Source organism: Streptomyces sp. NEAU-YJ-81 (genome assembly GCF_017592595.1).
GTDB classification, from domain to species: domain Bacteria; phylum Actinomycetota; class Actinomycetes; order Streptomycetales; family Streptomycetaceae; genus Streptomyces; species Streptomyces hygroscopicus_B.
The window spans coordinates 527,443-551,979 of sequence record NZ_JAGFNO010000005.1 but is presented as its reverse complement, the minus strand read 5'-3'; the positions used below and the strand labels follow the sequence as shown (position 1 = coordinate 551,979).

Sequence of the window (24,537 nt, the reverse complement as noted above, 5' to 3'; positions counted from 1 at the left end):
GGGCACTCAGCGGTAGTCGGGCTGCGTCTGCGTGTTCAGCTCGCGCAGCCGGACCGACGCGGCGCTGTCGGTGCGCCGGTCGTGGATCTTCAGGACATCGAAGCCCTTTTCGATGTCGTTGGAGTAGATGTAGCCGTTGTAGTAGTACGCGGACCAGGAGCCGCCGGTGACGAGCGTGTCGCCGGAGAGCGGCCCGCGCTCGAAGTAGCCGATCTCCTTGGGCTTGTCGGAGTTGGTGAAGTCCCAGACGGAGACGCCGCCCTGGTACCACGCCTGGACCATGATGTCGCGGCCCTTGGCCGGGATCAGCGAGCCGTTGTGGGCGACGCAGTTCTCGGTGTCGGCCTGGTGGCGCGGGATCTTGTAGTAGCTCCGGAAGACCAGCTTGCGCTTGTCGCCCTTGCCGACGATGTCGTAGATGCCGTCGGCGCCGCGGTCCTGGCCCACCTCGGTGTTGCAGGTCGCGGCGACGCCGCCGCCCAGCTCATCGGTGAACACGACCTTGGTGCCGCGCTCGTTGAAGGTCGCCGAGTGCCAGAAGGCGAAGTTGACGTTGTCCTCGACCCGGTCGATGACCCTCGGCTTCGCGGGGTCGGCGATGTCGAGCAGGACGCCGTCGCCCATGCACGCGCCCGCCGCCAGCTTCAGCTTGGGGAACGTGGTGAGGTCATGGCAGCCGGTGGTCTGCGAGACGCCGGGGTTGGTGGGTCCACCGGGGTTTCCGCCGTCCGGGAAGAGCACGGGGAAGTCGATGACCGCGGCCTTTTCGGGCGCCTTACGGGGCACCTTGATGACGGAGATGCCGTCATGCGGGGGCCGGCAGTCCGGGAAGGTGGCGCTGGGCGCGTACGAGGAGACGTAGATGTACACGTCCTTGCGCTCGGGCACCAGGGTGTGGGTGTGCGAACCGCACGAGGTCTCGACGGCGGCGACGTACTGAGGGTTCCGCTTGTCGCTGATGTCGAAGACCTTCATGCCCTCCCAGGAGGACTTCTCGGTCGCGGGCTGGGTGGTGCTGGTGCAGGAGTTGTCGCTGCGCGAGGAGTCGGTGGAGAGGAAGAGCAGGTCTCCCGAGACCGACACATCGTTCTGCGAGCCCGGGCAGAGCACCTGGCTCACCATCTTCGGGCTCTTCGGCCGGCTGATGTCGTAGATGACAAAGCCGTCGTAGTTGCCCGCGAAGGCGTACTTGCCCTGGAAGGCCAGGTCGGTGTTGATGCCCTTGAGGTCCTGCTTGGGGATGTTGGTGAGGTGGCTGACATTGTCGCTGTGGACCACCTGGTCCACGCCGGGGATGTCGCCGTTCTCGATGGCGGCCCTGGCTTCCGACTGCTGACCCTTCGTCACCCGCTCCTTGTGCGGGGCGTCACCGGGGTCGGGCGTCGCGGCCGCCGGGCCCGCGGCCAGCAAGGTGGCCACCAGACCGAAGGCGGCCGCGGCCGCGCCGAGATATCTGCGCCGCTGCGGAGGTCTTTCCCACGGCTTCACTGCGTCCTCCCTTTTTCGCCGTCCCCGTTCGGAGTTGAACGGTTGACGGACCGGGGGAAGTATCGCTCTATCCATGTACACCACAACAGGTAGCAACATGTTCGTAAAGAGAATTTCCCAACGCGCCCGGACCGGTCGCGCCGCTGACGTGCTAAGACGGTCTGCGGATCCCAAGCGCCCCAGGAGGCCACGGTGTTGAACCGCCGTACGACGCTCCACACCGCATCCCTCGCGGCCGCCGTGGCGGCGGCCCTGGCACTCGTCCTGACCGGCTGTGACGCGGAGAGCGGCGGGGCCGACGCCGGAAAGGGCAAGGACGGGAAGCCCGCGGTGATCGCGCCGGGCAAGCCCGGCGAGGCGGCGAAGAAGCTGTCGGCCGAGGAGGCGGCGAAGGCGGGGGACGACGACTCCCCCAACACGGCCGACCGCTCCTACGTCCGCATGATGATCGAGCACCATGCGCAGGCCCTGGTGATGACCGACCTCGCCGCCGACCGGGCCAAGTCGGCGAAGGTCAAGCGGCTCGCGGAGCGCATCGCGGCCGGGCAGAAGCCGGAGATCGAGGCGATGCGCGGCTGGCAGAAGACCAACGGCGGCGCGCCGAAGGGCGACGACAGCGCCCATGAGGGCCATGACGCGAAGATGCCGGGAATGGCCACCGCGGCCGAGCTCAAGCGGCTGCGCGGCGCCGAGGGCGCCGACTTCGACGCGCTCTTCCTCAAGCTGATGATCTCCCATCACCGGGGCGCGGTCTCCATGGCCACGGATGTGCTGGCCCAGGGGAACAACATCCGGGTGGAGGAGATGGCGGGCGATGTGATCGCGCAGCAGAGCAGCGAGATCCGGCGGATGCTGCGGATGTCGTAGGCGGATAGCAGAGCCGGGCTCGCGGCGCGGTCGCGGGCCCGTGGACCGGTGGCCGGGAGGCGTCATCCGGGCCGGTCCCCCGGCGCGTAGTGCCGGACACGGCGCCCCGCCGGGTGGGATGCTGGAGACATCCTGCGGAAGGGGCTCCTTCGTGCTTCGCGTCGCGGTCGTCGGATCCGGGCCGAGTGGGGTGTACGCCGCCCAAGCTCTCGTCCAGCAGCAGGCTGTCCCCGAGGTGTCGGTGCATGTGCTGGACCGGCTGCCCTGTCCGTACGGGCTGGTGCGCTACGGTGTCGCGCCCGACCATGAGAAGATCAAGTCGCTGCAGCACACCCTGCGCGCGGTCCTGGAACATCCCCGGGTCAGCTTTCTCGGCCATGTGCATGTGGGCCCGCCCCCGCTGGTGCCCGAGCGGCTGCTGGAGCTCTACCACGCGGTGGTCTACTGCGTGGGGGCGGCGACCGACCGGCGGCTCGGCGTTCCGGGCGAGGAACTGCCGGGCAGCTTCTCCGCGACCGACTTCGTCTCCTGGTACAGCGCCCATCCCGACGCGACCGGCGACGCCTTCGCGCTCGGGGCGGACTCCGCCGTCGTCGTCGGGGTGGGCAATGTCGCGGTGGACGTGGCGCGCATCCTGGCCCGCGGGGCGGAGGAGCTGCGGCCCACCGATGTGCCGCACGCCGCCCTCGGGGCGCTGTCCGACAGCCGGGTCTCGGACATCCATATGGTCGGCAGGCGCGGGCCGTCGCAGGCGAAGTTCACCACCAAGGAGCTGCGTGAGCTGGGCTCGCTGACCGGCGCCGAGGTGCTGGTGCGCCCCGAGGAGCTGGCGCTGGACCCGGGGTACGAGGACCCGTCGGGGCTGCCGGGGGTCAACCGGCGCAATGTCGAGGTGCTGCGCGACTGGGCGCGGCGTGCGCCCGTGGGCCGGCCGCGCCGGATCCATCTGCGGTTCTTCCTGCGGCCGGTGGCGCTGCTGGGCGAGGGCGCGGTGCGCGCGGTGCGCTTCGAGCGGACCGCGCCGGACGGGCGCGGCGGGGTCGCGGGCACCGGGGTTTTCGAGGACATCGAGGCGCCGCTGGTGCTGCGGTCGGTGGGCTATCGGGGTGTGCCGCTGCCGGGGCTGCCGTTCGACGAGGAGCGCGGCACGGTCCCCAACGCGGCGGGGCGGGTGCTGCGCGGCGGCGAGCCCTCGTCCGGGGAGTACGTGGCGGGGTGGATCAAGCGCGGGCCGACCGGGGTGATCGGCACCAACCGGCCGTGCGCGAAGGAGACCGTGGCCTCGCTGCTGGCCGACGCGGAGGCGCTCGCCGCCCGCCCGGTAGTGGCGGATCCGCTGCGGGCGCTGCGCGAGGCGGGGGTGGAGCCGGTGGAGTGGACCGGCTGGCTGCGGATCGAGGCGGCCGAGGAGGCACTCGGGGCGGCGCTGGGGCGTACGAAGGTGAAGATTCCGGACTGGACGGGGCTGCTGGGCGCGGCGCGCGAGCAGGAGTGAACCGGGCGGGGCGCCGGGCGGGCTCCGCCGGCGGTCCCCGGGTCCGCGCTGTCGGAGGGGTTGACACACGACGGCAACGCCCCTGAAATCAACAGATTGTTGAAGCCTTCTACGGTTGCCTCACCCTGATCCGCCGCCCATCCCGTCGCCGTGCGAGGAGCCGCCATGACGTCCGTACGTCCTCCCGTGTCCATACGCCATCCCGTGGACGAGGTGCCGCCGCCCGGCCGGCTCGCCGCCTTCGGACTGCAGCATGTGCTGGCCATGTACGCGGGCGCGGTGGCCGTGCCGCTGATCGTCGGCGGCGCGATGAAGCTGTCCCCCGCCGATCTGGCGTATCTCATCAACGCCGATCTGCTGCTGTGCGGTATCGCCACGGTCCTGCAGTGCGTGGGGCTGTGGCGGTTCGGCGTCCGGCTGCCGATCATGCAGGGCTGCACCTTCGCGGCGGTCACCCCGATGGTGCTGATCGGCACCGAGGGCGGCGGGCTGCGCGCGATCTACGGCTCGGTGATCGTGGCCGGGGTGGCGATGATCCTGCTGGCGCCGGTCTTCGGGCGGCTGCTGCGGTTCTTCCCGCCGCTGGTGACCGGCACGGTGATACTGATCATCGGCCTGTCGCTGCTGCCGGTCGCGGGCAACTGGGCGGCGGGCGGCCAGGGCGCGGCGGACTTCGGCGCGCCGAAGAACCTGGGCCTGGCCGCCGGGGTGCTGGTCGTGGTCCTGGCCGTCCAGCGCTTCGCACCCGGCTTCCTGAGCCGGGTCGCGGTGCTGGTGGGGATCGTGGCCGGGACGGCGGCCGCGATACCGCTGGGCTTCACCGACTTCTCCGGGGTGGGCGATTCCGACTGGGTCGGGGTCTCCACCCCGTTCCATTTCGGCTCCCCCACGTTCGAGACGCCGGCCGTGGTGTCGATGCTGGTCGTCGCGCTGGTGACGATGACCGAGACCACCGGCGACTTCATCGCGGTGGGCGAGATGACCGGGCGCCCGGTCGACCGGCGGCGGCTGGCGGACGGACTGCGCGCGGACGGCACCGCGACCGTGCTCGGCGGGGTCTTCAACACCTTCCCGTACACCGCCTTCGCGCAGAACGTCGGCCTGGTGGGGATGACCCGGGTGCGCAGCCGCTGGGTGGTGGCGGCCGCGGGCGGCATGCTGGTGCTGCTCGGGCTGGCCCCGAAGCTGGGCGCGGTGGTGGCGGCGATCCCGGCCCCGGTGCTGGGCGGGGCGGGTCTGGTGATGTTCGGTACGGTCGCGGCGAGCGGGCTGCGCACGCTGGCCGGGGTGGACTTCCGGGACAACCACAACCTCACCGTGGTCGCGGTGTCGGTCGCCGTGGGGCTGCTGCCGGTCGGCGTACCGGGGATCTACAAGGAGTTCCCGAACTGGTTCCAGACGGTGATGGACAGCGGGATCAGCGCCGGGTGCGTCACCGCGATCGCGCTCAATCTGCTCTTCAACCACCTGCCGGGCGGGCGGGCTTCAGCCCCGGTCGCCGCCGAGGCGCCCCTCCTCGAGGGCCGCGGCGGCGAGGACGCTGTCGAGCAGACCGGGGAACAGCGCGTCTAGGTCCTCCCGGCGCAGCGCGTTCATCTTGGCGGTGCCCCGGTAGATCTGGTGGATCACCCCGGATTCGCGCAGCACCCGGAAGTGGTGGGTGCTGGTGGACTTGCTGACCGGCAGGTCGATGACCGAGCAGGTCAGCTCGGCGGACTCCTCGGCGAGCGTCCGCACCACCCGCATCCGCATGGGGTCGGAGAGCGCGTGCAGCACATCCTCGAGGCGGATCACCTCGCGCCGTGGGTGCTCCAGCGAGCGCCCCGTCGCTGGTGGCTGGGGCCCGGTCGACGTGGTCTGCGTCTGCACGGTTGCTCCTCATCGCCTCGTTCCGTGACCCCCAGTGTAGTTTGACGATCGCCGTACTACTTCAGGCCAGGATGGAACGGGAGCGATCCGGGTTACCGGACGGCGCGGTGGTACTGGTCCGGGTTGCGCACCTGGCCGCCCAGTTCGGTCGCCGCGCGACGGGCGAAGTAGGGGTCCCGGAGCAGCTCGCGGCCCAGCAGGACGGCGTCCGCCTCACCGTTGGTGACGATCTTCTCGGCCTGCTCCGCCTCGGTGATCAGCCCGACCGCGGCCACCGGCAGCCCGGTCTCCCGGCGCACCCGCTCGGCGAACCGCACCTGGTAGCCCGGCCCCGTCGGAATGCGCACACCGGCGGCGTTGCCACCGCTGGAGACGTCGAGGAGGTCCACTCCATGGTCCTTCAGCAGGGCGGCGAGCCGGACAGTGTCCTCCGGGGCCCAGCCGTTCTCCTCCAGCCAGTCGGTGGCCGAGATACGGAAGAACAGCGGCAGGTCCTCCGGCCAGACCGCGCGGACCGCGTCGACGACCTCCAGGGCGAAGCGGACGCGGTTCTCGAAGGAGCCGCCGTAGCCGTCGGTGCGGTGGTTGCTGTGCGGGGAGAGGAACTCGCCGATGAGGTAGCCATGGGCACCGTGAACCTCGGCCACCTCGAAACCGGCCGCGAGCGCGCGCCGTGCGGCGTCCGCGAACTGGCGGGTGATCTCGCCGATCCGCTCCACGGACAGCTCGTCCGGCACCGGATGGCCCTCGTCGAACGGAATCGGGCTCGGCGCCAGCGTCTGCCAGCTCCCCTGATCGGCGCCGAGCGGCGCACCGCCCCTCCAGGGGGCGTCGGTGGACGCCTTACGGCCGGCATGGGCGAGCTGGATGCCCGGGACGGTGCCCTGCCCCTTGAGGAAGCCGACGAGCTTACGGAACGCCTCGACCTGGGTGTCGTTCCAGATGCCGAGGTCTCCGGGGGTGATGCGGCCCTCGGGGGAGACGGCCGTCGCCTCGACCAGGATCAGCCCGGTGCCACCGGTGGCGCGGGCGCCGTAGTGGACGAAGTGCCAGTCGTGCGGGACCCCGGCGCCCTCGTCCCCATCCGCGCTGTACTGGCACATGGGCGACATCCAGAGGCGGTTGGGGATGGTCACCGACCGCAGGGTGAAGGGCTCGAAGAGGGCACTCATCAACGTCTCCGTTTCTCCTCGCGGGGCCCGGCCGGACCGCGCGGTAGTACGGTAACCATCGTAGTACGACGATCGTCAAATTACGAAGCCCCTCGTACGAGCGCGCCCGGTCTCCGTCGGCGCACACACCCATGACCTGGGATGACGCGGACGCCCTCGGATAAATGCGGACGCGCTCCCTCCGGTTGTCGGTGGTCGGGTGCAGACTCTGTGATGCCGGACACACTCCCTTCTCCTTCACCGATCCGCTCGCCGTTCGTTCCGCCGCCCTTCCCGCACCCGCACTCCAAGGAGTGAGCCGTCATGAACGATGTCCTGCTCGCCGTCGGCACCCGCAAGGGTCTCTTCCTCGGCCGCCACGGCGGCCAAGGGGGCTGGGACTTCACCGGCCCCCACTTCCCCATGCAGGCGGTGTACTCCGTCGGCATCGACACCCGGGGCGACCGCCCCCGGCTGCTGGCCGGTGCGGACAGCTCGCACTGGGGCCCCTCGGTCTTCCGCTCCGACGACCTCGGGGGCAGCTGGCACGAGCCCGCCAAGCCCGCGGTGAAGTTCCCCGAGGGCACCGACACCTCGCTGGAGCGGGTGTGGCAGCTCCAGCCCGCCGGGCCCGACGAGCCGGGGGTGGTCTACGCGGGCACCCAGCCGGGTGCGCTGTTCCGCTCCGAGGACGGCGGGGAGACCTTCACGTTCGTGCGCGGCCTGTGGGACCACCCGCAGCGGCCGGAGTGGGGCGAGGGGTTCGGCGGGCAGGCCGTGCACACGGTCGTCCCCGACCCGAGGGACCCGCGGGCGCTCATGGTCGCCGTGTCCTCCGGCGGGGTGTACCGCTCCGCGGACGGCGGGGAGAGCTGGGCACCGTCCAACAGCGGGCTCAAGGCGGATTTCCTGCCGGATCAGTACCCGGAGTTCGGGCAGTGCGTCCACAAGGTCGCCCGGGACCCGGTCGATCTCGACCGGCTCTATCTGCAGAACCACGGCGGGGTGTACCGCAGCGACGACGGCGGGGCGCACTGGGCCGAGATCGGCAAGGACCTCCCGGCGGACTTCGGCTTCGCGGTCGCCGTCCATCCGCGCCGCGGCGGCGTCGCGTACGTCTTCCCCGTCAACGACGGGTCGGACCGCTACCCCCCGGGCTACCGCTGCCGGGTCTTCCGCACCGAGGACGCGGGCGCCACCTGGGAGGAGCGCTCCGCCGGGATGCCGGACGAGCTCCACTACGGAGTGGTGCTGAGGGACGCGCTGCGCACCGATGACGCCGACCCGGTCGGGGTCTACCTCGGCAATCGCAACGGCGAGGTGTACGCGAGCGCCGACGAGGGCGAGAGCTGGCGGCAGATCGCCCGCCATCTCCCCGATGTGCTGTGTGTCCGGGCCGCCGTGATCGGCTGAGAGTGATCGCGAGCGGGATCGGGTGAGAGTGATCGCGGGGCGGCACGCGGCCACCCGCTGAGCCACTAGAGTGACGCGGTGTGGCAGCACGACCCTTGAATGAAATTGTGGAAGCGGGCTGGGCCAAGGCACTTGAGCCCGTCGAGGAACGCATCGCGGCGATGGGCGACTTCCTGCGGGCCGAGATCGCGGCAGGCCGTACCTATCTGCCCGCCGGGCCGAATGTGCTGCGCGCCTTCCAGCAGCCCTTCGACGAGGTGAAGGTGCTGATCGTGGGTCAGGATCCGTATCCGACGCCCGGACACGCGGTGGGGCTCAGCTTCTCGGTGGCGCCCGAGGTCCGGCCGCTTCCCGGCAGCCTGGAGAACATCTACCGCGAGCTGCATACCGACCTCGGTCTGCCGCGCCCGTCCAACGGCGATCTGACGCCCTGGACCCAGCAGGGCGTCCTGCTGCTCAACAAGGCGCTCACCACGGCCCCGCGCCGGCCCGCCGCCCACCGCGGCAAGGGCTGGGAGGACGTCACCGAGCAGGCGATCCGGGCGCTGGCCGGGCGCGGCCGCCCCCTGGTGTCCATCCTGTGGGGCCGCGACGCCCGCAACGTACGGCCGCTGCTGGGCAGCCTTCCGGCGGTCGAGTCCGCGCACCCCTCCCCCATGTCCGCCGACCGGGGGTTCTTCGGCTCACGTCCGTTCAGCCGCGCCAACGACCTGCTCGTACAGCAGGGGGCCCAACCCGTGGACTGGCGCCTTCCCTGACCCCATCGTTCCAGGTGGGCGAGGGGTAGTCTGCCCGCCATGACATCACATCCGAACACCCCTGCGGGCTGGTACGCGGACCCCCAGGGCACGCCGAACCAGCTGCGCTGGTGGGACGGTGCCCAGTGGACCGCGCATACGCACCAGGGCCAGCCCGGCCAGGCCCCTCCGACGCAGGCCGCCCCGCCCAACCCCAACCCCGCCAGGGTCCAGCACCAGGTGCAGCAGCAGGCGCATGTGGGGCCCACGATGGGCGGCGGCGGCACGCTGTTCACCGAACCGGTGCTGGTGGTGAACCAGAAGGCCAAGCTGATCGAGCTCACCAATGAGTACAGCGTCTTCGACCAGCAGGGGCGCACTCTCGGTTCGGTGGTCCAGGTCGGCCAGAGCACGCTGAAGAAGGTCGCGCGGTTCGTCTCGAGCCTCGACCAGTTCATGACGCACAAGCTGGAGATCCGCGACGCCAACGGGCAGCCGCATCTGGTGCTCACCCGGCCCGCGAAGTTCATCAAGTCCAAGGTGGTGGTGACCCGCCCGGACGGACAGCCGGTCGGCGAGATCGTCCAGCAGAACGTCATCGGCAAGATCAACTTCGGCATGCTCGTCAATGGCCAGCAGGTGGGCGCCATCAAGGCGGAGAACTGGCGGGCCTGGAACTTCGCCATCGTCGACCACACGGACAGCGAGGTCGCCCGGATCACCAAGACCTTTGAGGGCCTGGCGAAGACGATGTTCACGACGGCGGACAACTACGTGCTGCAGATCCACCGCCAGCTACCCGATCCGCTGCTGAGCCTGGTGATCGCCACGGCCCTCACCGTGGACACCGCGCTCAAGCAGGACTCGCGCGGATTCGGCTGAGCCGGTGGGCGACACGGTGCCCGACGATGCGGTGACGCATGTGCTCGGGATCGATTCGGGCGGTTCCGGCGTGCGGGTGGCGGTGGCGCGCGCAGACGCTCCCGGCGTACGGGGTGCGGGGGCACGCGCAGACGCTCCCGGCGGCTCCGCGGAGCAGCCACCGGCCTGGTCCTCGCCACCGACTTGGTCCTCGCCACTGACCTGGTCCTCGTCCACGCCCGCCGCCGTCGGCGACCGGGGCATCGACGCGGAGAGCCTGCTGGCGCGGGTCCTGCCCGCGGCCCGGGAGCTGCTGCGCGAGGCCGGGGCCCGACACCTCGGCGCGGTCTGTGTCGGCGCGGCGGGCATGGCCACACTCGGCGACGATCTGCGCGCCAGGCTTCCGGAAGCGCTGGCCGACGCCTTCGGCGTACGGCGACTCGCCCTGGCGGCCGACGCGGTGACCGCGTACGCCGGGGCCTTGGGACAGCGTCCCGGCGCGGTGGTCGCGGCGGGGACGGGCCTGATCGCGCTGGGCGCGGTGCCCGAGGGCTTTGTCGGTGGGCTGGGCGGTACGGACGGCGAGTCCGCCGCAGACGGAGTATCCCGTACGGACGGCCCGGGCGATGCGCACGGCGCATCCGGTACGGACGCCACGGCCACGGGCGGCGACACCCGCCGGGCCACCGGCGGCTGGCGGCGCGCCGACGGCTGGGGCCATCTGCTGGGCGACTGCGGCGGCGGTGCGTGGATCGGCCGGGCGGGCCTGGAGGCGGCCATGCGCGCGTACGACGGACGCGAGGGCGGCTCGAAGCCGCTGCTGGCCCGTCTGGAGGCCGTGTTCGGCCCCGCGACCGGGCTGCCGGGGCGGCTGTACCCGCGCCCCGACCGCCCCGCCGTCCTGGCGTCGTTCGCCCCCGAGGTGGGCCGGTGCGTCAGGGAGGATCCGGTCGCGGAGGCGATTCTGCGGGCAGCCGCCCGCCATATCGCCGAGGCCGCGGAGGCGGTCTGCCCTCGGCTGGAGTCGAGCGAGGTGGCGCTCACCGGCGGGCTGTTCCGCATGGGCGCGCCACTGCTGACGCCCGTACGCGAGGAGCTGGCGGCGCGGCTGCCCGGGGTCCGGGTCACGGAGGCGGCCGGGAATCCGCTGGACGGGGCGCTGTGCGTCGCGGCGGCGCTGGCGGCGGACGGACTGCGGCTGCCCCGGGACCCTGCGCTGCTCAGCATCGTCTGAGCGCCGCCCCCGTGCGAGCACGCCGCAGGGCTTCCGCTGCGGGGCCTCACCCCTTGGCCACGGCGCGAAGCCCCAACCCGTAGCCACGACGCACGGCTCCCGACACGGGTGTCCCATATGGGCGCTCAGCATAGGCGCCCATATGGGATTCCATGACCGGCAATTCCGGACACATGGTCGATTCTTCGAGCAAGTATGGCCGCTGAGCGCACATCACCACACAACACCAGTCGACAAAATGGGACAGATACTCCCAGTCACACCCTCCCGAACAGCCGAGCCCATCGAGCGACTAACATGCGGCGCCATGAGCTCCCCCACAGGGCCCGCGTCCGGCCTGCCTGTACGAATGCCGCGTCCCCGCCAGCCCGGACGGCACCGCCGACCGGAGGCCGCCGCCGCGCCTCTCGGCGCGCCTCCGCTGGTGCTGGCCGTCCCGGGTGCCCCGAGCGACGGTGCCCGGCGCCTTGCCGAGGACCTGGTGAGCATCGCCCGCTCCGAGATGCCGGGGCTCGACGCTCAGATCGGTTTCCTGGACGGGGACGGACAGGAGTACCCGCAGCTCGAGGCCGTGCTCACCCGCGCCGCCCAGGAGAACCCCGAGCGTCTGCGACAGGCGGCCGAGGCCGCCAAGGCCTTCGCCGACGAGGCGGCGGAGGCGATCGCCGCGGCCGAGGCCGCGGGCGAGGTCGTCGACGAGGTCCCGCCCTTCCCCAGGGTCCCCACGGACGGTCCGGCGGCCGTCGTGGTCCCGCTGCTCGCGGGCCCGGACAGCGCACAGCTGCGCCGGATACGCCAGGCCGTCATGAGCAGCGGCTCGGCGGCCGAACTCACCGACGTCCTCGGCCCCCATCCGCTGCTCGCCGAGGCCCTGCACGTGCGTCTGTCGGAGGCGGGCCTGGCCCGCGCCGACCGCGCCCGTCTCTTCACGGTCGCGACCGCCGCGGACGGCATCATCCTCGCCACGGTCGGCGGCGAGGAGGCGGCCCAGGCCGGTGGCATCACCGGCATGCTGCTCTCCGCGCGCCTCGCGGTGCCGGTGATGGCGGCCGCGCTGGACGTGGACGGGGCCGTCCTCCGCGTCGCCGAGCAGCTGCGGTCGGCCGGCTCCGCCCGGCTCGCCCTCGCGCCGTACCTCATCGGCCCGGAGGTCTCCGCCGAGCTGATCTCGGCGGCCGCCGAGGAGGCGGGCTGCGCGGCGGCCGAGGCGCTGGGCGACTACCCGGCCGTGGGCAAGCTGGTGCTGTCGAAGTACGCGGCCGCGCTGGGCATCACACTGCAGCAGGCGTCTCCGGCGATGCGCTGACCCAACGCACGACGAACCAACGCACGACGAAGCAAAGCACGAGAAAGCGGGGGCGGTGACCGTCAAGGTCACCGCCCCGCTCGTATCCGAGGGGCCCGTATCCGCTGAGCCCCGTACCCGCCCGGCATACGTCAGCCGAAGACCACGCAGGACGCCGCCGGTGCCGGAACCGAACCCCCTCGACGCGGCACCCCCGTCGAGGGGTCGATGTCGAACCAGGTGACATCGCCCGAGCGCTCATTGGACACATAGAGTCGCCGTCCCGACGGGTCGAGCGTCAGATCGCGGGGCCAATGGCCGCCACAGGGCGTGGTGGTGACCAGCTCCATACGGTCGCCGTGCGCGTCGAGGGCGAGCGTCGCGATGCTGTCGTGACCGCGAGTGGCGGCCCATACGAAGCGGCCGTCCCCGGAGACCACGAGCTCGGCGGGGTAGGACTCGACGTCCGTACCCTCGGGGACCAGCCGGGTCTCGCCCAGCGGTTCGAGAACGCCGGACGCCGCGTCCCAGCGGCAGGCGGTGATCGTCGGATCGAGCTCGTTGATGACATACACGCGGTCGCCACGCGGATGGAACGCCAGATGGCGCGGACCGCTCCCCGGACGCAGCCGGACCTCGTGGTGCGGACGCGGCCCGGGCAGCGCGTACACCTGGACCGCGTCGATCCCCAGGTCGACGGCGAGCAGCCAGCCGCCCGACGGATCGGGCGCCACGGCATGGGCATGCGGCCCCTCCTGCCGCTCCGGATGCGGTCCGCTGCCCTCGTGCCGCAACACGGCCACCGGCTCCCCGAGCCGGCCGTCCTCCAGCACCGGCAGCGCGCTGACGCTGCCGGAACCGTAGTTGGCGGTCAGCAGCCGCCCGCCGGCGAGCGCGAGATGGGTGGGCCCCGCGCCCCGCGCCGGCACGGGCTCACCGAGCAGCGCGGGCGGATCCTGCGTGACATCCAGCGCGGCGGCCGCCCCCTCCTCGGCCTCGCTCACCGCATACAGCACGCGCCCGCCGGGGGCGAGCACCAGATAGGACGGGTTGACGACCGCATCCGTGGAGTTCCGGATCCGCAGCGCGCCGGTCTCGTCGTCGACATCCGCGACGGTGATCCCGGCACCGCCCGCCACAGTGAAGGACCCGATATACGCCCGCAGCCCGTTCCCACTCGCGCCCACCGCACTACCCTTCCGCCGACTCCGGTTCCGTTACCCGCTCGGCGCCGACGGTAACAGAGCGGTCTAGACCAACGCTGGTCCGTCGCGGACACGCGGGTCGCTCACCGCGCGTGGCGATCATCCGTCGAGGTGAGCGGCGGTTAGCATGTTGACGCATTGCCGTGCTCACGACCGGGGGAATTCATGAGCAAGGAAGATCTGCCGGAGCCGAAGGACGACGAGCTGCCGCTGCCACCGGACAAGCCGCTCACGGACGGCATCTTCGCACCACCGCCTTTGTCGGCTCCGCCAGGCTCGGCCAACATCTATGATCCCAACGCACCCGCGGCCCAACGTCCATTGGCTCCGGGTGTGCAGGGACCAGTACCGCAGAACCTCGTGATCGCGCCGAGCGTGCTGCGCGGGGCAGCCGGGAAGGCGGACGACGTCTACGACACGCTCCACAAGCAGGCGGCATCCCTGGAAGAGCCGACAGCCACAGCGGCCAAGTCCGTGGACGGCCTCCAGGTACAGGGTGCGCTGAAGCGTTCACACAAGCACTTTGAGGAGCAGGCCGGCACGGTCACCGCCTGGCTCGCCCATATCTCCGAGAGCCTGCGTCTGGCGGCCAACACCCATGTGAAACAGGACGGGGGCACAGGGGACTCGTTCGGCAATGGAAAAAGCCAAAGTCCCTATCTCAGGAACCAGGGCCTTGCCCATGATCCATCCACTTCGTCGATCTGGAGGTACTGATGGGGTCCTTCTACGAGGACTTCCGTACCGCCCACTTCGGCGCCCTGGACACCTTGGCATCGAAGTGGAAAAGCGTCCACGAAAAGATCAAGAACCTGGACGACAAGATCCGGGACGAGGTGCTCAAGCCGCTCCGCGACAAGGGGTACTGGGAGGGCATGGCCGCCCCCTATGCGTGGGCGCAGATCGACGACATCCAGCGTCAGGCGACGGCCGCCGCCAAGGTGGTCGACGCGATGCGCAGGTCCCTCGAGGACGGGGGTGGAGAGCTGAAGGCCGTCCAGAAACGCCTGCACGAGGCGGTGAAGGGGTTCGGCGAGGAGGGGATGTACGTTGGCCCCGAGGGCAAGGTGATCCTGGGCAGCGCCTGCGATGTGCAGGGCAACCTTTCCGAAAAGGACGCCAATAAGGTCGACGCCGCCCAGAAGAAGCTCAATCTGATTCTCCGTGACGCGTTCGAGGCCGACCAGAACCTGTCCATCACACTGATGGACAACATCGGTCTCGACCTCTGGTTCAACACCGGAACGCTGCGCACGGACATCAATCACACCGATGGAATCAGCACGGACCGCTACGACCGACTCGGCCGGGAGCTGAGCGGCCTGGACCCCGACCCGGAGAAGAACCACCTCACACCCCGCACCCTGGCGGCCAACTGGCTGGCCGGGACCGGTGAGGACTCGTACTCCTTCTCCCAGCATGACCCATTCGTCGAGCAGCTCCGCAAGAGTGAAAGCATGGACAGCATCCGAAGCCAGACCCTGGACGGATGGAAGGCCGGCCACCCGGAGGGCAGGGTCAAGTACCAGATCGCAGGGAAGTCGCTCCCCGAGCAAGGGGCCACCTTCCTGAAGGACATGGCCGGCCTGTCCGGAGTCGACAACCTCTGGGGCGGAGACACCAACGAGGCACAGTCCCTGCTCGGCTCCTACGATGTGGACTATGTCGTCAAGGGCACCGATCCCGATGGCAAACTCGTCGTGCAGTACACCCTGAAGAACGACACCGACATGGAGTCGTTCATACCCGGATATTCGTCCGTCGAGAAGATCGCCAACCACGACACCGGCCCCGGCGCGGGCATCAAGGAACGGATGGTATGGACCGAGCGCGTCGATCCAGCCGACCACTGACACACTCATGGCGATGACAAAAACCAATGAGCCAGGCCCCTTCCGCCGGATCTGGCGCAATCGCCCGCTCAGGTTCACGCTGATCGGGCTGACATGCCTCGTGCTCCCCGTAGGGTGCATAGGGGTGCTGAACGCGGTGTCGGGAGAGTGCTTGCGGCCCAATATCAAGGTCTCCGAGACCGTTCTGCCAGAGACGTACCGGGGCCCCGACGGCATGCGCGTCAGCCTCTACCCCAATGGGGACATCCAGGTGCGCAACTGGCCATACGACCCGTTCGAGGACGACGGACGCCACTTCGACGGCCAGGGGAGCTGGGCGTACCAGCTGGGCACGACCGCTCCCGGCGAGGAGAAGTTCCCGTATGTCGCGTTGAGCTTCGACGAAAGCGCCTCCGAGGGCGATGCCCCGGTGGAGGACCAGAAACTCATGGTCGGCGGCTCCTCCGAGGACCCCGTGCTCTTCGAACAGGACGACCCCGACGGCTGCCCCGACGCGGAGTTCCGGCAGTAGCCGGAGCGGCCGCGGCGGGGCGGCGGTCGGCTGCGCCGACGCCACGGGCCGGACTCTTGGCATGCTGTCCCCATGAACACCATGCCCGCCGTGATCTTCGACCTGGACGGCACTCTCGTGGACACCGAGCCCCTCTACTACGAGGCGGGGCGGCGGACCCTCGAGCGGTACGGGATCACCAGCTTCACCTGGGAGGAGCACTCCCGGTTCATCGGGATCGGCACCCGCGAGACCCTGGAGACCCTGCGCGGCCGGTACGGCATCGGGGCGTCCGTGGAGGAGCTGCTGGCCGTCAAGAACCGGCATTTTCTGGAGCTGGCCGCCACCACGACCGAGATCTTTCCCGCGATGCGCACCTTCGTGGAGCGGCTGAGCGCCGCCGGGCATCCGCTGGCCGTCGCCTCCGGCTCGTCCCGCTCGGCGATCGAGACCGCCCTCAAGGCCACGGGACTGGACGCGCTGCTGCCCGTCTATGTGTCCGCGGAAGATGTCGGCCGCGGCAAGCCGGAGCCGGATGTGTTCCTGGCCGCCGCGCGGCTGCTGTCCGTCGATCCGGGGCACTGTGTGGTGGTCGAGGACGCCGGTCCCGGGGTGGAGGCGGCGCGGCGGGCCGGGATGCGCTGTATCGCCGTTCCGTACGCGGCCGGGCCGTCGCCGGACGGTGAGCCGTTCGCCTCCGCCGGGCTGCTCTACCGGGGCGGGCAGCCGGAGTTCGACGCCGAGCGGGCCTACGAGTGGGTCACGGCGCACAGTTGAGGCCGTGAGACCATGCGTCGCATGCCCGGACATTCACGGGCATGTCGTAGGAGAGACGGAGGGCGTATGGATAGACGTGGGGGTAAGGCGATCCGCCGTTGGGGGACGGCGGTCATCGCCTCGGCGGCGGCCTTGACGGTCGCCGTACCGGCGAACGCGGCCCAGGCCACCGAGGCCAGGAGCGGCCCGTCGGGGGTCAGTGCCAAGGGCGCGTATCTGCTGGACAACAACACCAACAAGCAGCTGTGGGCCAAGGCGGCCGACACCAAGCGGCCGATGGCGAGCACCACCAAGCTCATGACGGCGGTCGTGGTACTCGACACCCGGGGGCTCAATCTCGGCAAGAAGGTCACCGTCAAGCAGTCGTACATCGACTACACCGCCCGCGTCGGCGGGAGCAAGGCGGACCTGCAGAAGGGGGACAAGCTCACCGTCAAGCAGCTCCTGTACGGCCTGCTGCTGCCGTCCGGCTGTGACGCGGCCATGGCGCTCGCCGACACGTTCGGCACCGGTGACACCACCGCCAAGCGCACCAAGTCGTTCATCGCGCAGATGAACAAGAAGGCGTCCGCGCTGGGGATGACCAAATCCCACTACGACACCTTCGACGGCATCTCGGAGGGCGGACAGAACTACACCACGCCCCGCGACATGGCCAAGCTGGCCAGGCACGCGCTGGGCAACTCCACCCTCGGCACGGTCGTCAAGTCGGTCGACACCATCCAGAAGGCCCCGGCCGCCAACGGCAGGACCAGGACGTACTACTGGAACAACACCAACAGGCTGCTGGGCTCGTACAGCGGCGCGATCGGCATCAAGACGGGCACCGGCACCGCGCCCGGCAGGTGTCTCGTCTTCGCCGCGAAGCGTGACGGACGCACCGTCGTGGGCGTGATCCTCAACGCTCCCAAGCGCTACCCGGACGCGAAGAAGATGCTCGACTGGGCCTTCCGGTCCCACACCAAGGTGACCTGGCGCCAGCTGCCCAAGGGCACACCGCAGGACTGATCCCAGGACAGATCGCGGGAGTGATCCACGGCCCGCTTTCCACGCGGGTGGTGCCCCGGCCGGATGGCCATCCGGCCGGGGCACCGGGCCGTAGGAGCGGCGGTCAGCCGCACTTACGCCCGGTGTTGATGCACTTCACGGCCTTCTTCATCAGCGAGTTGGACATCACGTTGATGAAGTCGCCGTGGTCGGTCACCGGCTTGTGCAGCTGCTCGGGGAAGCTGTCGACCGCGAAGAGCGAACCGGGCGCCACCTTGTAGGTGATCCGCTGGATCAGCTGCGGGATGGCCTTGAACCCCTTGGCGCACGCGCCCTTGGCGTCCGCGAAGGCCACATGGGTGCGGTGGTTCGCGCTGTCGGCGTTCTTGCCGTCCCAGCAGCTCTGGAACTTGAAGGTACGGACCACCTTGCTGCCCTTCGGGCAGAGCGGGTACTTGTCCTTCAACTGCCGGTTCTCGAATCCGGTGCAGCTCCAGGAGGCGTTGGCATTGGCCGTGCCGTTGGTGAACGCCTTGGCGTCGCCGGTGATGATGCGCAGGAACTTGGGCATCTCGACGACCTTGGACACCGCGCTGCCACGGAAGCTGATCGACGCGGTCTCCGGGCGCAGGATCCGCCCCACATTGCCCTCGGTGCCGCCGCCGGGCTGGTCGGCGTCGGCCTCCTTCGTCCCGTCCTGTTGCCGCAGAACCGGCCAGTAGTGGGTGGAGCGGTCGCCGTTGGTGCAGGTGGTCCCGGCGGCGGCGAGGCCGTCGTTGGTGGAGAAGGCGTCGGTGTCGCGGTTGCCGACGTAGTCGTGCATATGGTGGGCGCCGTTGCTCACACCGGGGGCGACGATCACGTTGTCCGAGTTGAAGTGCTTGTTCTCATTGCGTCCGCAGCGCGATGAGAAGGTGCCGCGGGAGGCGTTGCCCCGTGTACGGGGGTTCTTGACGTTCGGCCGCACCCTGCGGATGTCCACGAAGTCCGCCTTCACCGGGCCGGACTGCGCCTGGCCACCCGCGGCCGGAGCGGCGGGGGCGGCCGTTCCCGCGGCGGGGGTGGCGCCCGCCGGTGCGGAGGTGGCGCCCGCCGGTGCGGCGGCCGGGGCCGCTTGCTGCACGGTGCAGGACGCCAGCGTGTCCAGGCCGGACGGGCGGCTCGCCACGCGCCCGATCTCCTTCCCGATGCGGTTCAGCGCGCCACGCCGCTGGGCGGTCAGCGGCTCCAGCACCCGGGTACGCACCCAGTCCTGGTCGGCGCTCGCGCCGCGCGTGGCAAGCTGCTGGTAGGCGTCGGCGACCTGGCTGTCCATCGTCGCCAGTTCCTTGTCCACGGTGGGCCGCGCCTGCTGCGGCACACTCGACAGCCGGGTCGCGGCATCAGGGCACTTGACGGTCATCGCCGCCCGCGCCGGAGCCTGCTGCCCGGCCGATCGGCGGGCGGCGGAAGCATCGTTGTCGGTCATCAGGAGCGCCCCGCCGCCCACGGCCAGTGCGGTCACTCCGACCACGGTCAGCCCGATGACCCTGGATCGCTTGTGTCTCTTCTTGTTCCTCATCCTTCGCCCCTCATCGGCAGTCTTCATACGCCGGGGACGTGTTGCCCTCGGCCACATCGGGCCGCGCCCCCATCACCCCCGTCCCGGGGCGGAGGGCACAGCGCGACGCCGATGGATACGGACAGCGAGGCGATCGTTCTCAACGGTGGTCGCGATAAGTCTTAGTGGCTTCACCACATGTCCACCGCCCGGCGGAATGAAACTGATCAGTTCCGGTTAAAGTGTTTACTTCGCCGTACCCCCGTTACCCCTTCTACGCGCCCGCGGAGCCCCCACATGTCCAGCGCGAACTCGTCCAGTGGGCGTCATCGCAAAGCCAAGCCCATGAGCCTCGCGGTCCGCCGCGCGTTCATCATCGCCGCCGTCCCGGTCACCGGTGCGTTGCTGTCCGCTCCGTCGGCGCTCGCCGCCGACAAGAGCACCAAGAGCACCGCGACGACCGCCCAGTCCGTGGCCGCCGACGGGCTCGACCCCGCCGAGCAGAAGATCGCGGACAACCTCAACACCCGCGCCCAGAACCCGAACCTCGGCGGCACCTTCAGCGGCATCGTGCTGGACTCCGCGTCCGACAAGGTGATCTGGGGACATGACGCCGACACCGCGCTGATGCCCGCGTCCAACGCCAAGCTGGCCACCGCCACGGCCGCGCTGACGGTGCTCGGCCCCGAGCACCGGTTCACCACCAAGGTGGTCTACGGCGATGGCACGCTCACCCTCATAGGCGGCGGCGACCGGCTGCTGACCACCGCCGACGTCACCGAGCTCGCCAAGTCCGCCGCCGCCGGGGTCAAGAGCGCGGGCCTGGGCTCGGTGAAGATCCGTATCGACGACAGCCTCTTCGCCGAGCCGACCCTCGCCAACGGCTGGAACGACTCGTACTACGACGACCAGGTCTCGCCGGTGCGCTCCCTGGTGGTGGACGGAAAGCTGTCCGCGGACACTTCCATCGACGCGGGGAAGGTCTTCGCCAAGCAACTCGCCGATCAGGGTGTCACCGTCGATGGTGAGGTCACCCGCGGCACGGCGTCGGCCACGGACGTGCCGGTGGGATGGCATCTGTCCCCGACGCTGGCCGAGACGGTCAAGAAGATGCTCAAGACGAGCGACAACGACATCGCCGAGACGATGCTGCGCATGACCGCGATCGCCGCCGGTAAGCCCGCCACCTACGAGGACGGCACGGCCGTGGTGCGGGACGTCCTCAGCCGGCACTACGGCGTCTCGATGGAGAACTTCGAGATCTACGACGGCAGCGGCCTGTCCCGCGCGGACCGCATCCCGGCGCGGACCGTCGCGGACATCCTCGATCTGCTCACCGATCCGCGCTACAGCGGCCTGCTGCGCTCCATCGACGAGGGCCTGCCGGTGTCGGGCGAGGCGGGCAGCACCCTGGGGCCCGAGTGGGGCCGCTTCGACACCCCGGACTCCCAGTGCGCCGTCGGCCAGGTCAAGGCCAAGACGGGCACCCTGACCGGCGCCATCGCCCTGAGCGGCCTGACCAAGGCGGCGGACGGCCGGTGGAAGGTCTTCTCCTTCATCGAGAACCAGTCCTCCGCCGACCCGGCCGCCACCAAGGACACCCTCGACGGCCTCGCCGCCACGGTCAACGGCTGCTGGGCGTAGCCGCACCGCCCGAGTCCCTGGCCCCGCGGGTCACCCGGCGGTGGCCTGCGCGGCCGGGGGCTCGGGGTGGAACTGCTCGACGCGGTCGCGCTTGGTGTACATGTCCCAGTAGTACTCGGCGAGGTCGTCCGGGTCGGCGACCGGGAAGTTCGCGAACGCGTCGACGTTGGCCACGGCCAACTCCGCCATCTCGCTGCGCTCGATCAGGGCCCCGATCGTGAGGGTACCCGCGTAGACACCGGTGTCGGCGAGCTCACCATTGAGCGAGTACAGGTAGTTGCGGGTAGCGGCCATCACCGGGCCCACGCCGCTGAGGTGGGGTATCGGCTGCGCCGCCGAGTAGCCCTGGGTCAGCAGGAAGGCGCCGTCGCCGCGCTCGGTCCACTCCGGCAGCACGGCGCGGACCACCTCCACCGGGGTGAACAGGAGCAGCGGCATCAGCCCCTCCAAGGTGGCCGTATTCAGCTGAGTGGCGGCGGTGAAGCCCTGGTCACCGCTGATCGGCCCGTATTCGATGGCGTCGATCCGGCCGAAGCGGTCGCGGATGGCCGCGATCAGGGCGGGCACCTCGGCGGGCTTCGACAGATCGGCGGAGAAGGCGGCCGCCTCGATGCCTTCGCCGGCAAGCCGCTCGACAAGCCCGTCCAGGCGGTCCTTGCGGCGCGCCACCAGGGCGACCCGGAAGCCTTCGCGCCCGAACCGGCAGGCCACGGACACACCGAGACCGGTACCGGCCCCGAAGACGGCGATCACTTTGGACATGGGGGCTCTCCTTTGGATCAGCTCTGGATCAGCTCTGGATCAGCTAACTTGACCATTGGGTCAACTTATGCCGTCGACGGTAACATGAAACTTGACCGCAGGGTCAAGTTAGTCCCGCGGGAGAATGCGACCATGAAGGACGCCACGCCAGGACCAGGAGGAACGACCGGATGCGGGCCGACGCACAACGAAACGCGGAGAAGCTGCGGGCAGCCGCCGCCGAGCTGTTCCAGGAACGCGGCCTCCACGTACCGCTGAAGGAGATCGCCCGGCGGGCCGGGGTGAGCCACGGAACGCTCTACAACCTCTTCGGCACTCGCGAGGCGCTCATCGACGAGGTGGTGACGGACCTGGCGGCCGAGCGCCTGGAGGAGATCGCCGAGCGGGCCTTGTCCCGCGAGGACGCCTGGGAGGGGTTCGCGTACTACATCGAGCAGCTCTGCCGGATGCAGGCCGTCGATCCGGCGGTCGCCGATGTGGTCGGGGGCCGCTACCCGGGCGCCGAGCGCCTCATGGCCGTCTGCGGCCGGACGCTGGACGCCGCCAAGCGCATCATCGAACGGGCCCAGGACGCGGGTGCGCTACGCCGCGACTTCACCACCGAGGACCTGGTGTTCGTCCTCGGCTCCAACTCCGTGCTGGCCCGAGCCACCCCCCGCACGGCCCCTGACGCCTGGCGCCGCAATATCGCCTTCCTCCTCGACGGACTGCGCACCGAGGCCGTCCGCCGGCCACTCCCCGTCGGCCCGCTCACCCCGGAACAGGTCTACGAGGTGATGGAGAAACTCACCGGCAAGTGATAGCCGGACCGGTCCTTCCGGTCGTCCCCCGCGTCACGCCCGCAGGTAGGCGAGCACTGCCAGCACCCTGCGATGTGTCTCGTCCGCTGGGGGAAGGTCCAGCTTGGTGAGGATGCTGCTGATGTGCTTGCCCACCGCAGCCTCGGACACCACCAGTTCCCGGGCGATGGCACCGTTCGACTTGCCCTCGGCGATCAGCCCCAGCACCTCCCGCTCCCGCGCGGTGAGCCGGTCCAGCGGATCGCGGTGTCGGCGCAGCAGCCGGCGCACCACTTCGGGGTCCACGACGGTGCCACCGTCCGCGACCTCGCACAGGGCGTCCACGAAATCCTCCACCTGCCCGACCCGGTCCTTCAGCAAGTAGCCGACGCCCGAGCCGTCACCGGAGTCCAGCAGTTCCGAGGCGTACGTCCGCTGCACATACTGGCTGAGGACCAGGACGGGCAGCGTGGGCCGCTTCTCGCGCAGCCGCACCGCCGCGTGCAGTCCCTCGTCCTGGAACCCCGGGGGCATGCGCACATCCGTCAGGACGATGTCGGGAACGTGCTCTTCGACCGCGGCGAGCAGCGCGGGAGCGTCACCGACGGCCGCGACGACGTCATGCCCGCAGCGGCTGAGCAGGCCGATGAGCCCCTCTCTCAGCAGCACGCTGTCCTCGGCCAGTACTACGCGGAGCGGTCGGTCCGTACGCAAGGGAACTCCACACGCAACAGGGTCGGTCCGCCCGGCGGACTGGACAGGGAAATTCTGCCATTCAGCGCCGAAACCCGGTCCGCGAGTCCGGTCAGACCGGTTCCGGCGCCGGCGTCCGCACCGCCCCGGCCGTTGTCGCGCACGTGGAGGAAGAGTCGTCCGTCCCGGTGTCTCCCGCTCACCTCCGCGCGGCTCGCCCCGCTGTGCCTGGCGATGTTGGTGAGGGCCTCGCACACGACGAAGTACGCGGCGGCCTCGACCGCTTGGGGCAACCGCCCGGGCAGGGCCAGCTCCACGTCCACGGGAATCGCGGAGCGGTCCGCGGCGTCGGCGACGGCCGCGGGGAGGCCGTGGTCCGAGAGGACCTTGGGGTGGATGCCGTGGATGAGTTCGCGCAGCTCCGCGAGGGCCTTGTCCGCCTCCTCGTGAGCCTTCGCGAGCTGATCGGCGACTGGCCCGGGAGGTGCGTCCAAACGGGCCAGACCGAGCGTCATCGTCAGCACCACCAGCCGTTGCTGCGCCCCGTCGTGCAGATCGCGCTCGATGCGGCGACGTTCCGCCTCGAAGGCGTCCACCAGCCGAAGGCGGGAGCGGGTCAACTCAACAACCCGCGTGCCCAGGTCGACCTCGCGCGAAGCGATCAGCACCCGCGTCAGTGCGGCCCGGGCACCGGCCACCACCCCCAGGACATAGGCGCACAGCCCCATGATCACCACCCCGAGCGCGGCTGTTGCGAAGGCCGCCGGCCAGGTGGTGACGGTCCACTGCTTGAGCACCTTCACCTCCTCACCGCCACCGACCGTGAACATCAGCAGCGGCGTTGCGACCATGGACAGCGGGGCGAGCAGGGCAACCGCGACGACGAGCGCGTCGACCGGCCACAGCAGCCCGGCGAACAGCAGGGCATGGCCCAGCTCCCGCCACGTCGCCTGCTCCCTCATGCGCGTCGTCAGCCAGGCCCACAGGCCATGGGCAGTGGGCGCCCGGTGCTGGTCGACAGCCGGACCCGGGTCGATCAGGCGCATCCTGTGCCGTTCCACCCAGGCCACCGGGATACCGGCGAGGGCCGCGAGAACGAGCAGCGGGAGCCCCACCAGCGCGATGGCGAGAACGACTCCGGCCGCCGCCATGGCCCCGATCACCACGAGGGCGACGGCACCGGTCACCGCTCCGGTGAGCAGGTATCCGGCGGAGCGCCACGGCCACGAGGACAGCAGGAAGCCCGGCCTGGACATGGCTTGCCACACATTCCGCGGATGCATGGAGGTCACCGTAGAAGTCCCGCTCCGCCGGTGCCATCGGGCCAGGCAGACCATCGGGGGTATGCCTGGCCCTACCCCAGGACTCGCTTCTGCCGTACTGCGTCGTGGTGCCCGCACCCGGTTT

The 24,537-nt window shown here is 70.4% G+C and carries 23 protein-coding genes; 15 read left to right on the top strand and 8 right to left on the bottom strand.

Going from position 1 to position 24,537, the window contains the following annotated elements; genetic code table 11:
- Window positions 1–6 precede the first annotated feature (6 nt).
- Window positions 7–1,488: an LVIVD repeat-containing protein gene (locus J5X86_RS16080; protein WP_208517479.1), complete on the bottom strand. Its 1,482-nt coding sequence runs from the start codon at window positions 1,486–1,488 to the stop codon at window positions 7–9.
- Window positions 1,489–1,680: 192 nt separating this feature from the next.
- Between J5X86_RS16080 and J5X86_RS16075 the strand changes: the two genes are divergently transcribed.
- From J5X86_RS16075 to J5X86_RS16065, 3 genes are all read left to right on the top strand, one after another.
- Window positions 1,681–2,355, top strand: a complete 675-nt coding sequence (locus J5X86_RS16075; RefSeq protein WP_208517478.1) for a DUF305 domain-containing protein — start codon at window positions 1,681–1,683, stop codon at window positions 2,353–2,355.
- 151 nt (window positions 2,356–2,506) lie between these two features.
- The gene (locus J5X86_RS16070) at window positions 2,507–3,850 is read left to right on the top strand and encodes an FAD-dependent oxidoreductase (protein WP_208517477.1); all 1,344 of its coding nucleotides are present in this window, start codon (window positions 2,507–2,509) and stop codon (window positions 3,848–3,850) included.
- 165 nt (window positions 3,851–4,015) lie between these two features.
- Window positions 4,016–5,422 (top strand): nucleobase:cation symporter-2 family protein, encoded by a 1,407-nt coding sequence (locus tag J5X86_RS16065; protein WP_119993132.1) that lies wholly within the window; start codon window positions 4,016–4,018, stop codon window positions 5,420–5,422.
- Here J5X86_RS16065 and J5X86_RS16060 read toward each other — a convergent pair.
- Window positions 5,336–5,719 carry a helix-turn-helix transcriptional regulator gene (locus tag J5X86_RS16060; RefSeq protein ID WP_208517476.1) on the bottom strand — a complete coding sequence of 128 codons (384 nt, stop codon included), beginning with the start codon at window positions 5,717–5,719 and terminating at the stop codon, window positions 5,336–5,338. The two genes, J5X86_RS16065 and J5X86_RS16060, sit on opposite strands and share 87 nt — an antisense overlap.
- A 92-nt stretch (window positions 5,720–5,811) precedes the next feature.
- Complete coding sequence (locus tag J5X86_RS16055; RefSeq protein ID WP_208517475.1) at window positions 5,812–6,891, bottom strand: NADH:flavin oxidoreductase/NADH oxidase; 1,080 nt, start codon at window positions 6,889–6,891, stop codon at window positions 5,812–5,814.
- 303 nt (window positions 6,892–7,194) lie between these two features.
- Between J5X86_RS16055 and J5X86_RS16050 the strand changes: the two genes are divergently transcribed.
- From J5X86_RS16050 to J5X86_RS16030, 5 genes are all read left to right on the top strand, one after another.
- Window positions 7,195–8,283, top strand: coding sequence for an exo-alpha-sialidase (locus tag J5X86_RS16050; protein WP_208517474.1), 1,089 nt, complete (start codon window positions 7,195–7,197; stop codon window positions 8,281–8,283).
- 80 nt (window positions 8,284–8,363) lie between these two features.
- Window positions 8,364–9,041 (top strand): uracil-DNA glycosylase, encoded by a 678-nt coding sequence (locus J5X86_RS16045; RefSeq protein ID WP_078645543.1) that lies wholly within the window; start codon window positions 8,364–8,366, stop codon window positions 9,039–9,041.
- A gap of 39 nt (window positions 9,042–9,080) precedes the next feature.
- Window positions 9,081–9,902, top strand: a complete 822-nt coding sequence (locus tag J5X86_RS16040; protein WP_208517473.1) for a phospholipid scramblase-related protein — start codon at window positions 9,081–9,083, stop codon at window positions 9,900–9,902.
- A gap of 4 nt (window positions 9,903–9,906) precedes the next feature.
- The gene (locus tag J5X86_RS16035) at window positions 9,907–11,115 is read left to right on the top strand and encodes a BadF/BadG/BcrA/BcrD ATPase family protein (protein WP_308124572.1); all 1,209 of its coding nucleotides are present in this window, start codon (window positions 9,907–9,909) and stop codon (window positions 11,113–11,115) included.
- Between the two features lie 307 nt (window positions 11,116–11,422).
- Window positions 11,423–12,421, top strand: coding sequence for a hypothetical protein (locus tag J5X86_RS16030; protein WP_208517472.1), 999 nt, complete (start codon window positions 11,423–11,425; stop codon window positions 12,419–12,421).
- A 131-nt stretch (window positions 12,422–12,552) separates the two neighbouring features.
- Here J5X86_RS16030 and J5X86_RS16025 read toward each other — a convergent pair whose 3' ends face one another.
- A complete protein-coding gene (locus J5X86_RS16025; RefSeq protein WP_208517471.1) occupies window positions 12,553–13,587 on the bottom strand; it encodes a lactonase family protein in 1,035 nt (344 codons plus the stop codon).
- A 183-nt stretch (window positions 13,588–13,770) separates the two neighbouring features.
- On the opposite strand from J5X86_RS16025, the gene J5X86_RS16020 reads away from it, so the two are divergent.
- The 5 genes from J5X86_RS16020 to J5X86_RS16000 all read left to right on the top strand — a co-directional run bounded on the left by J5X86_RS16020 (window position 13,771) and on the right by J5X86_RS16000 (window position 17,733).
- On the top strand, window positions 13,771–14,322 hold the full coding sequence (locus J5X86_RS16020; protein WP_208517470.1) for a hypothetical protein: 552 nt from the start codon (window positions 13,771–13,773) through the stop codon (window positions 14,320–14,322).
- Window positions 14,322–15,458, top strand: coding sequence for a hypothetical protein (locus J5X86_RS16015; protein ID WP_208517469.1), 1,137 nt, complete (start codon window positions 14,322–14,324; stop codon window positions 15,456–15,458). The genes J5X86_RS16020 and J5X86_RS16015 overlap by 1 nt, the downstream gene beginning before the upstream one ends.
- A 151-nt stretch (window positions 15,459–15,609) precedes the next feature.
- A complete protein-coding gene (locus tag J5X86_RS16010) occupies window positions 15,610–15,969 on the top strand; it encodes a hypothetical protein (protein WP_208517468.1) in 360 nt (119 codons plus the stop codon).
- Between the two features lie 72 nt (window positions 15,970–16,041).
- Complete coding sequence (locus J5X86_RS16005) at window positions 16,042–16,725, top strand: HAD family phosphatase (protein WP_208517467.1); 684 nt, start codon at window positions 16,042–16,044, stop codon at window positions 16,723–16,725.
- Window positions 16,726–16,791: 66 nt separating this feature from the next.
- Window positions 16,792–17,733, top strand: a complete 942-nt coding sequence (locus J5X86_RS16000) for a D-alanyl-D-alanine carboxypeptidase family protein (RefSeq protein ID WP_208517466.1) — start codon at window positions 16,792–16,794, stop codon at window positions 17,731–17,733.
- A 103-nt stretch (window positions 17,734–17,836) separates the two neighbouring features.
- Here the strand turns inward: J5X86_RS16000 and J5X86_RS15995 are convergent, their stop codons facing one another.
- Window positions 17,837–19,273, bottom strand: coding sequence for a DUF1996 domain-containing protein (locus tag J5X86_RS15995; RefSeq protein WP_208517465.1), 1,437 nt, complete (start codon window positions 19,271–19,273; stop codon window positions 17,837–17,839).
- 276 nt (window positions 19,274–19,549) lie between these two features.
- Here J5X86_RS15995 and dacB point away from each other — a divergent pair, with 276 nt between their 5' ends.
- Window positions 19,550–20,896: a D-alanyl-D-alanine carboxypeptidase/D-alanyl-D-alanine-endopeptidase gene (gene dacB / locus J5X86_RS15990; RefSeq protein WP_208517464.1), complete on the top strand. Its 1,347-nt coding sequence runs from the start codon at window positions 19,550–19,552 to the stop codon at window positions 20,894–20,896.
- 30 nt (window positions 20,897–20,926) lie between these two features.
- On the opposite strand, the gene J5X86_RS15985 is transcribed toward dacB, so the two are convergent.
- Entirely contained in the window at window positions 20,927–21,658 is a 732-nt protein-coding gene (locus J5X86_RS15985) for an SDR family oxidoreductase (RefSeq protein WP_208517463.1), read from the bottom strand.
- 170 nt (window positions 21,659–21,828) lie between these two features.
- On the opposite strand from J5X86_RS15985, the gene J5X86_RS15980 reads away from it, so the two are divergent.
- A complete protein-coding gene (locus J5X86_RS15980; protein WP_208517462.1) occupies window positions 21,829–22,458 on the top strand; it encodes a TetR/AcrR family transcriptional regulator in 630 nt (209 codons plus the stop codon).
- Window positions 22,459–22,491: 33 nt separating this feature from the next.
- On the opposite strand, the gene J5X86_RS15975 is transcribed toward J5X86_RS15980, so the two are convergent.
- Window positions 22,492–23,151 (bottom strand): response regulator transcription factor, encoded by a 660-nt coding sequence (locus J5X86_RS15975; protein WP_208517461.1) that lies wholly within the window; start codon window positions 23,149–23,151, stop codon window positions 22,492–22,494.
- Window positions 23,124–24,386, bottom strand: coding sequence for a sensor histidine kinase (locus J5X86_RS15970; RefSeq protein WP_208517528.1), 1,263 nt, complete (start codon window positions 24,384–24,386; stop codon window positions 23,124–23,126). The genes J5X86_RS15975 and J5X86_RS15970 overlap by 28 nt, the downstream gene beginning before the upstream one ends.
- Window positions 24,387–24,537 lie beyond the last annotated feature (151 nt).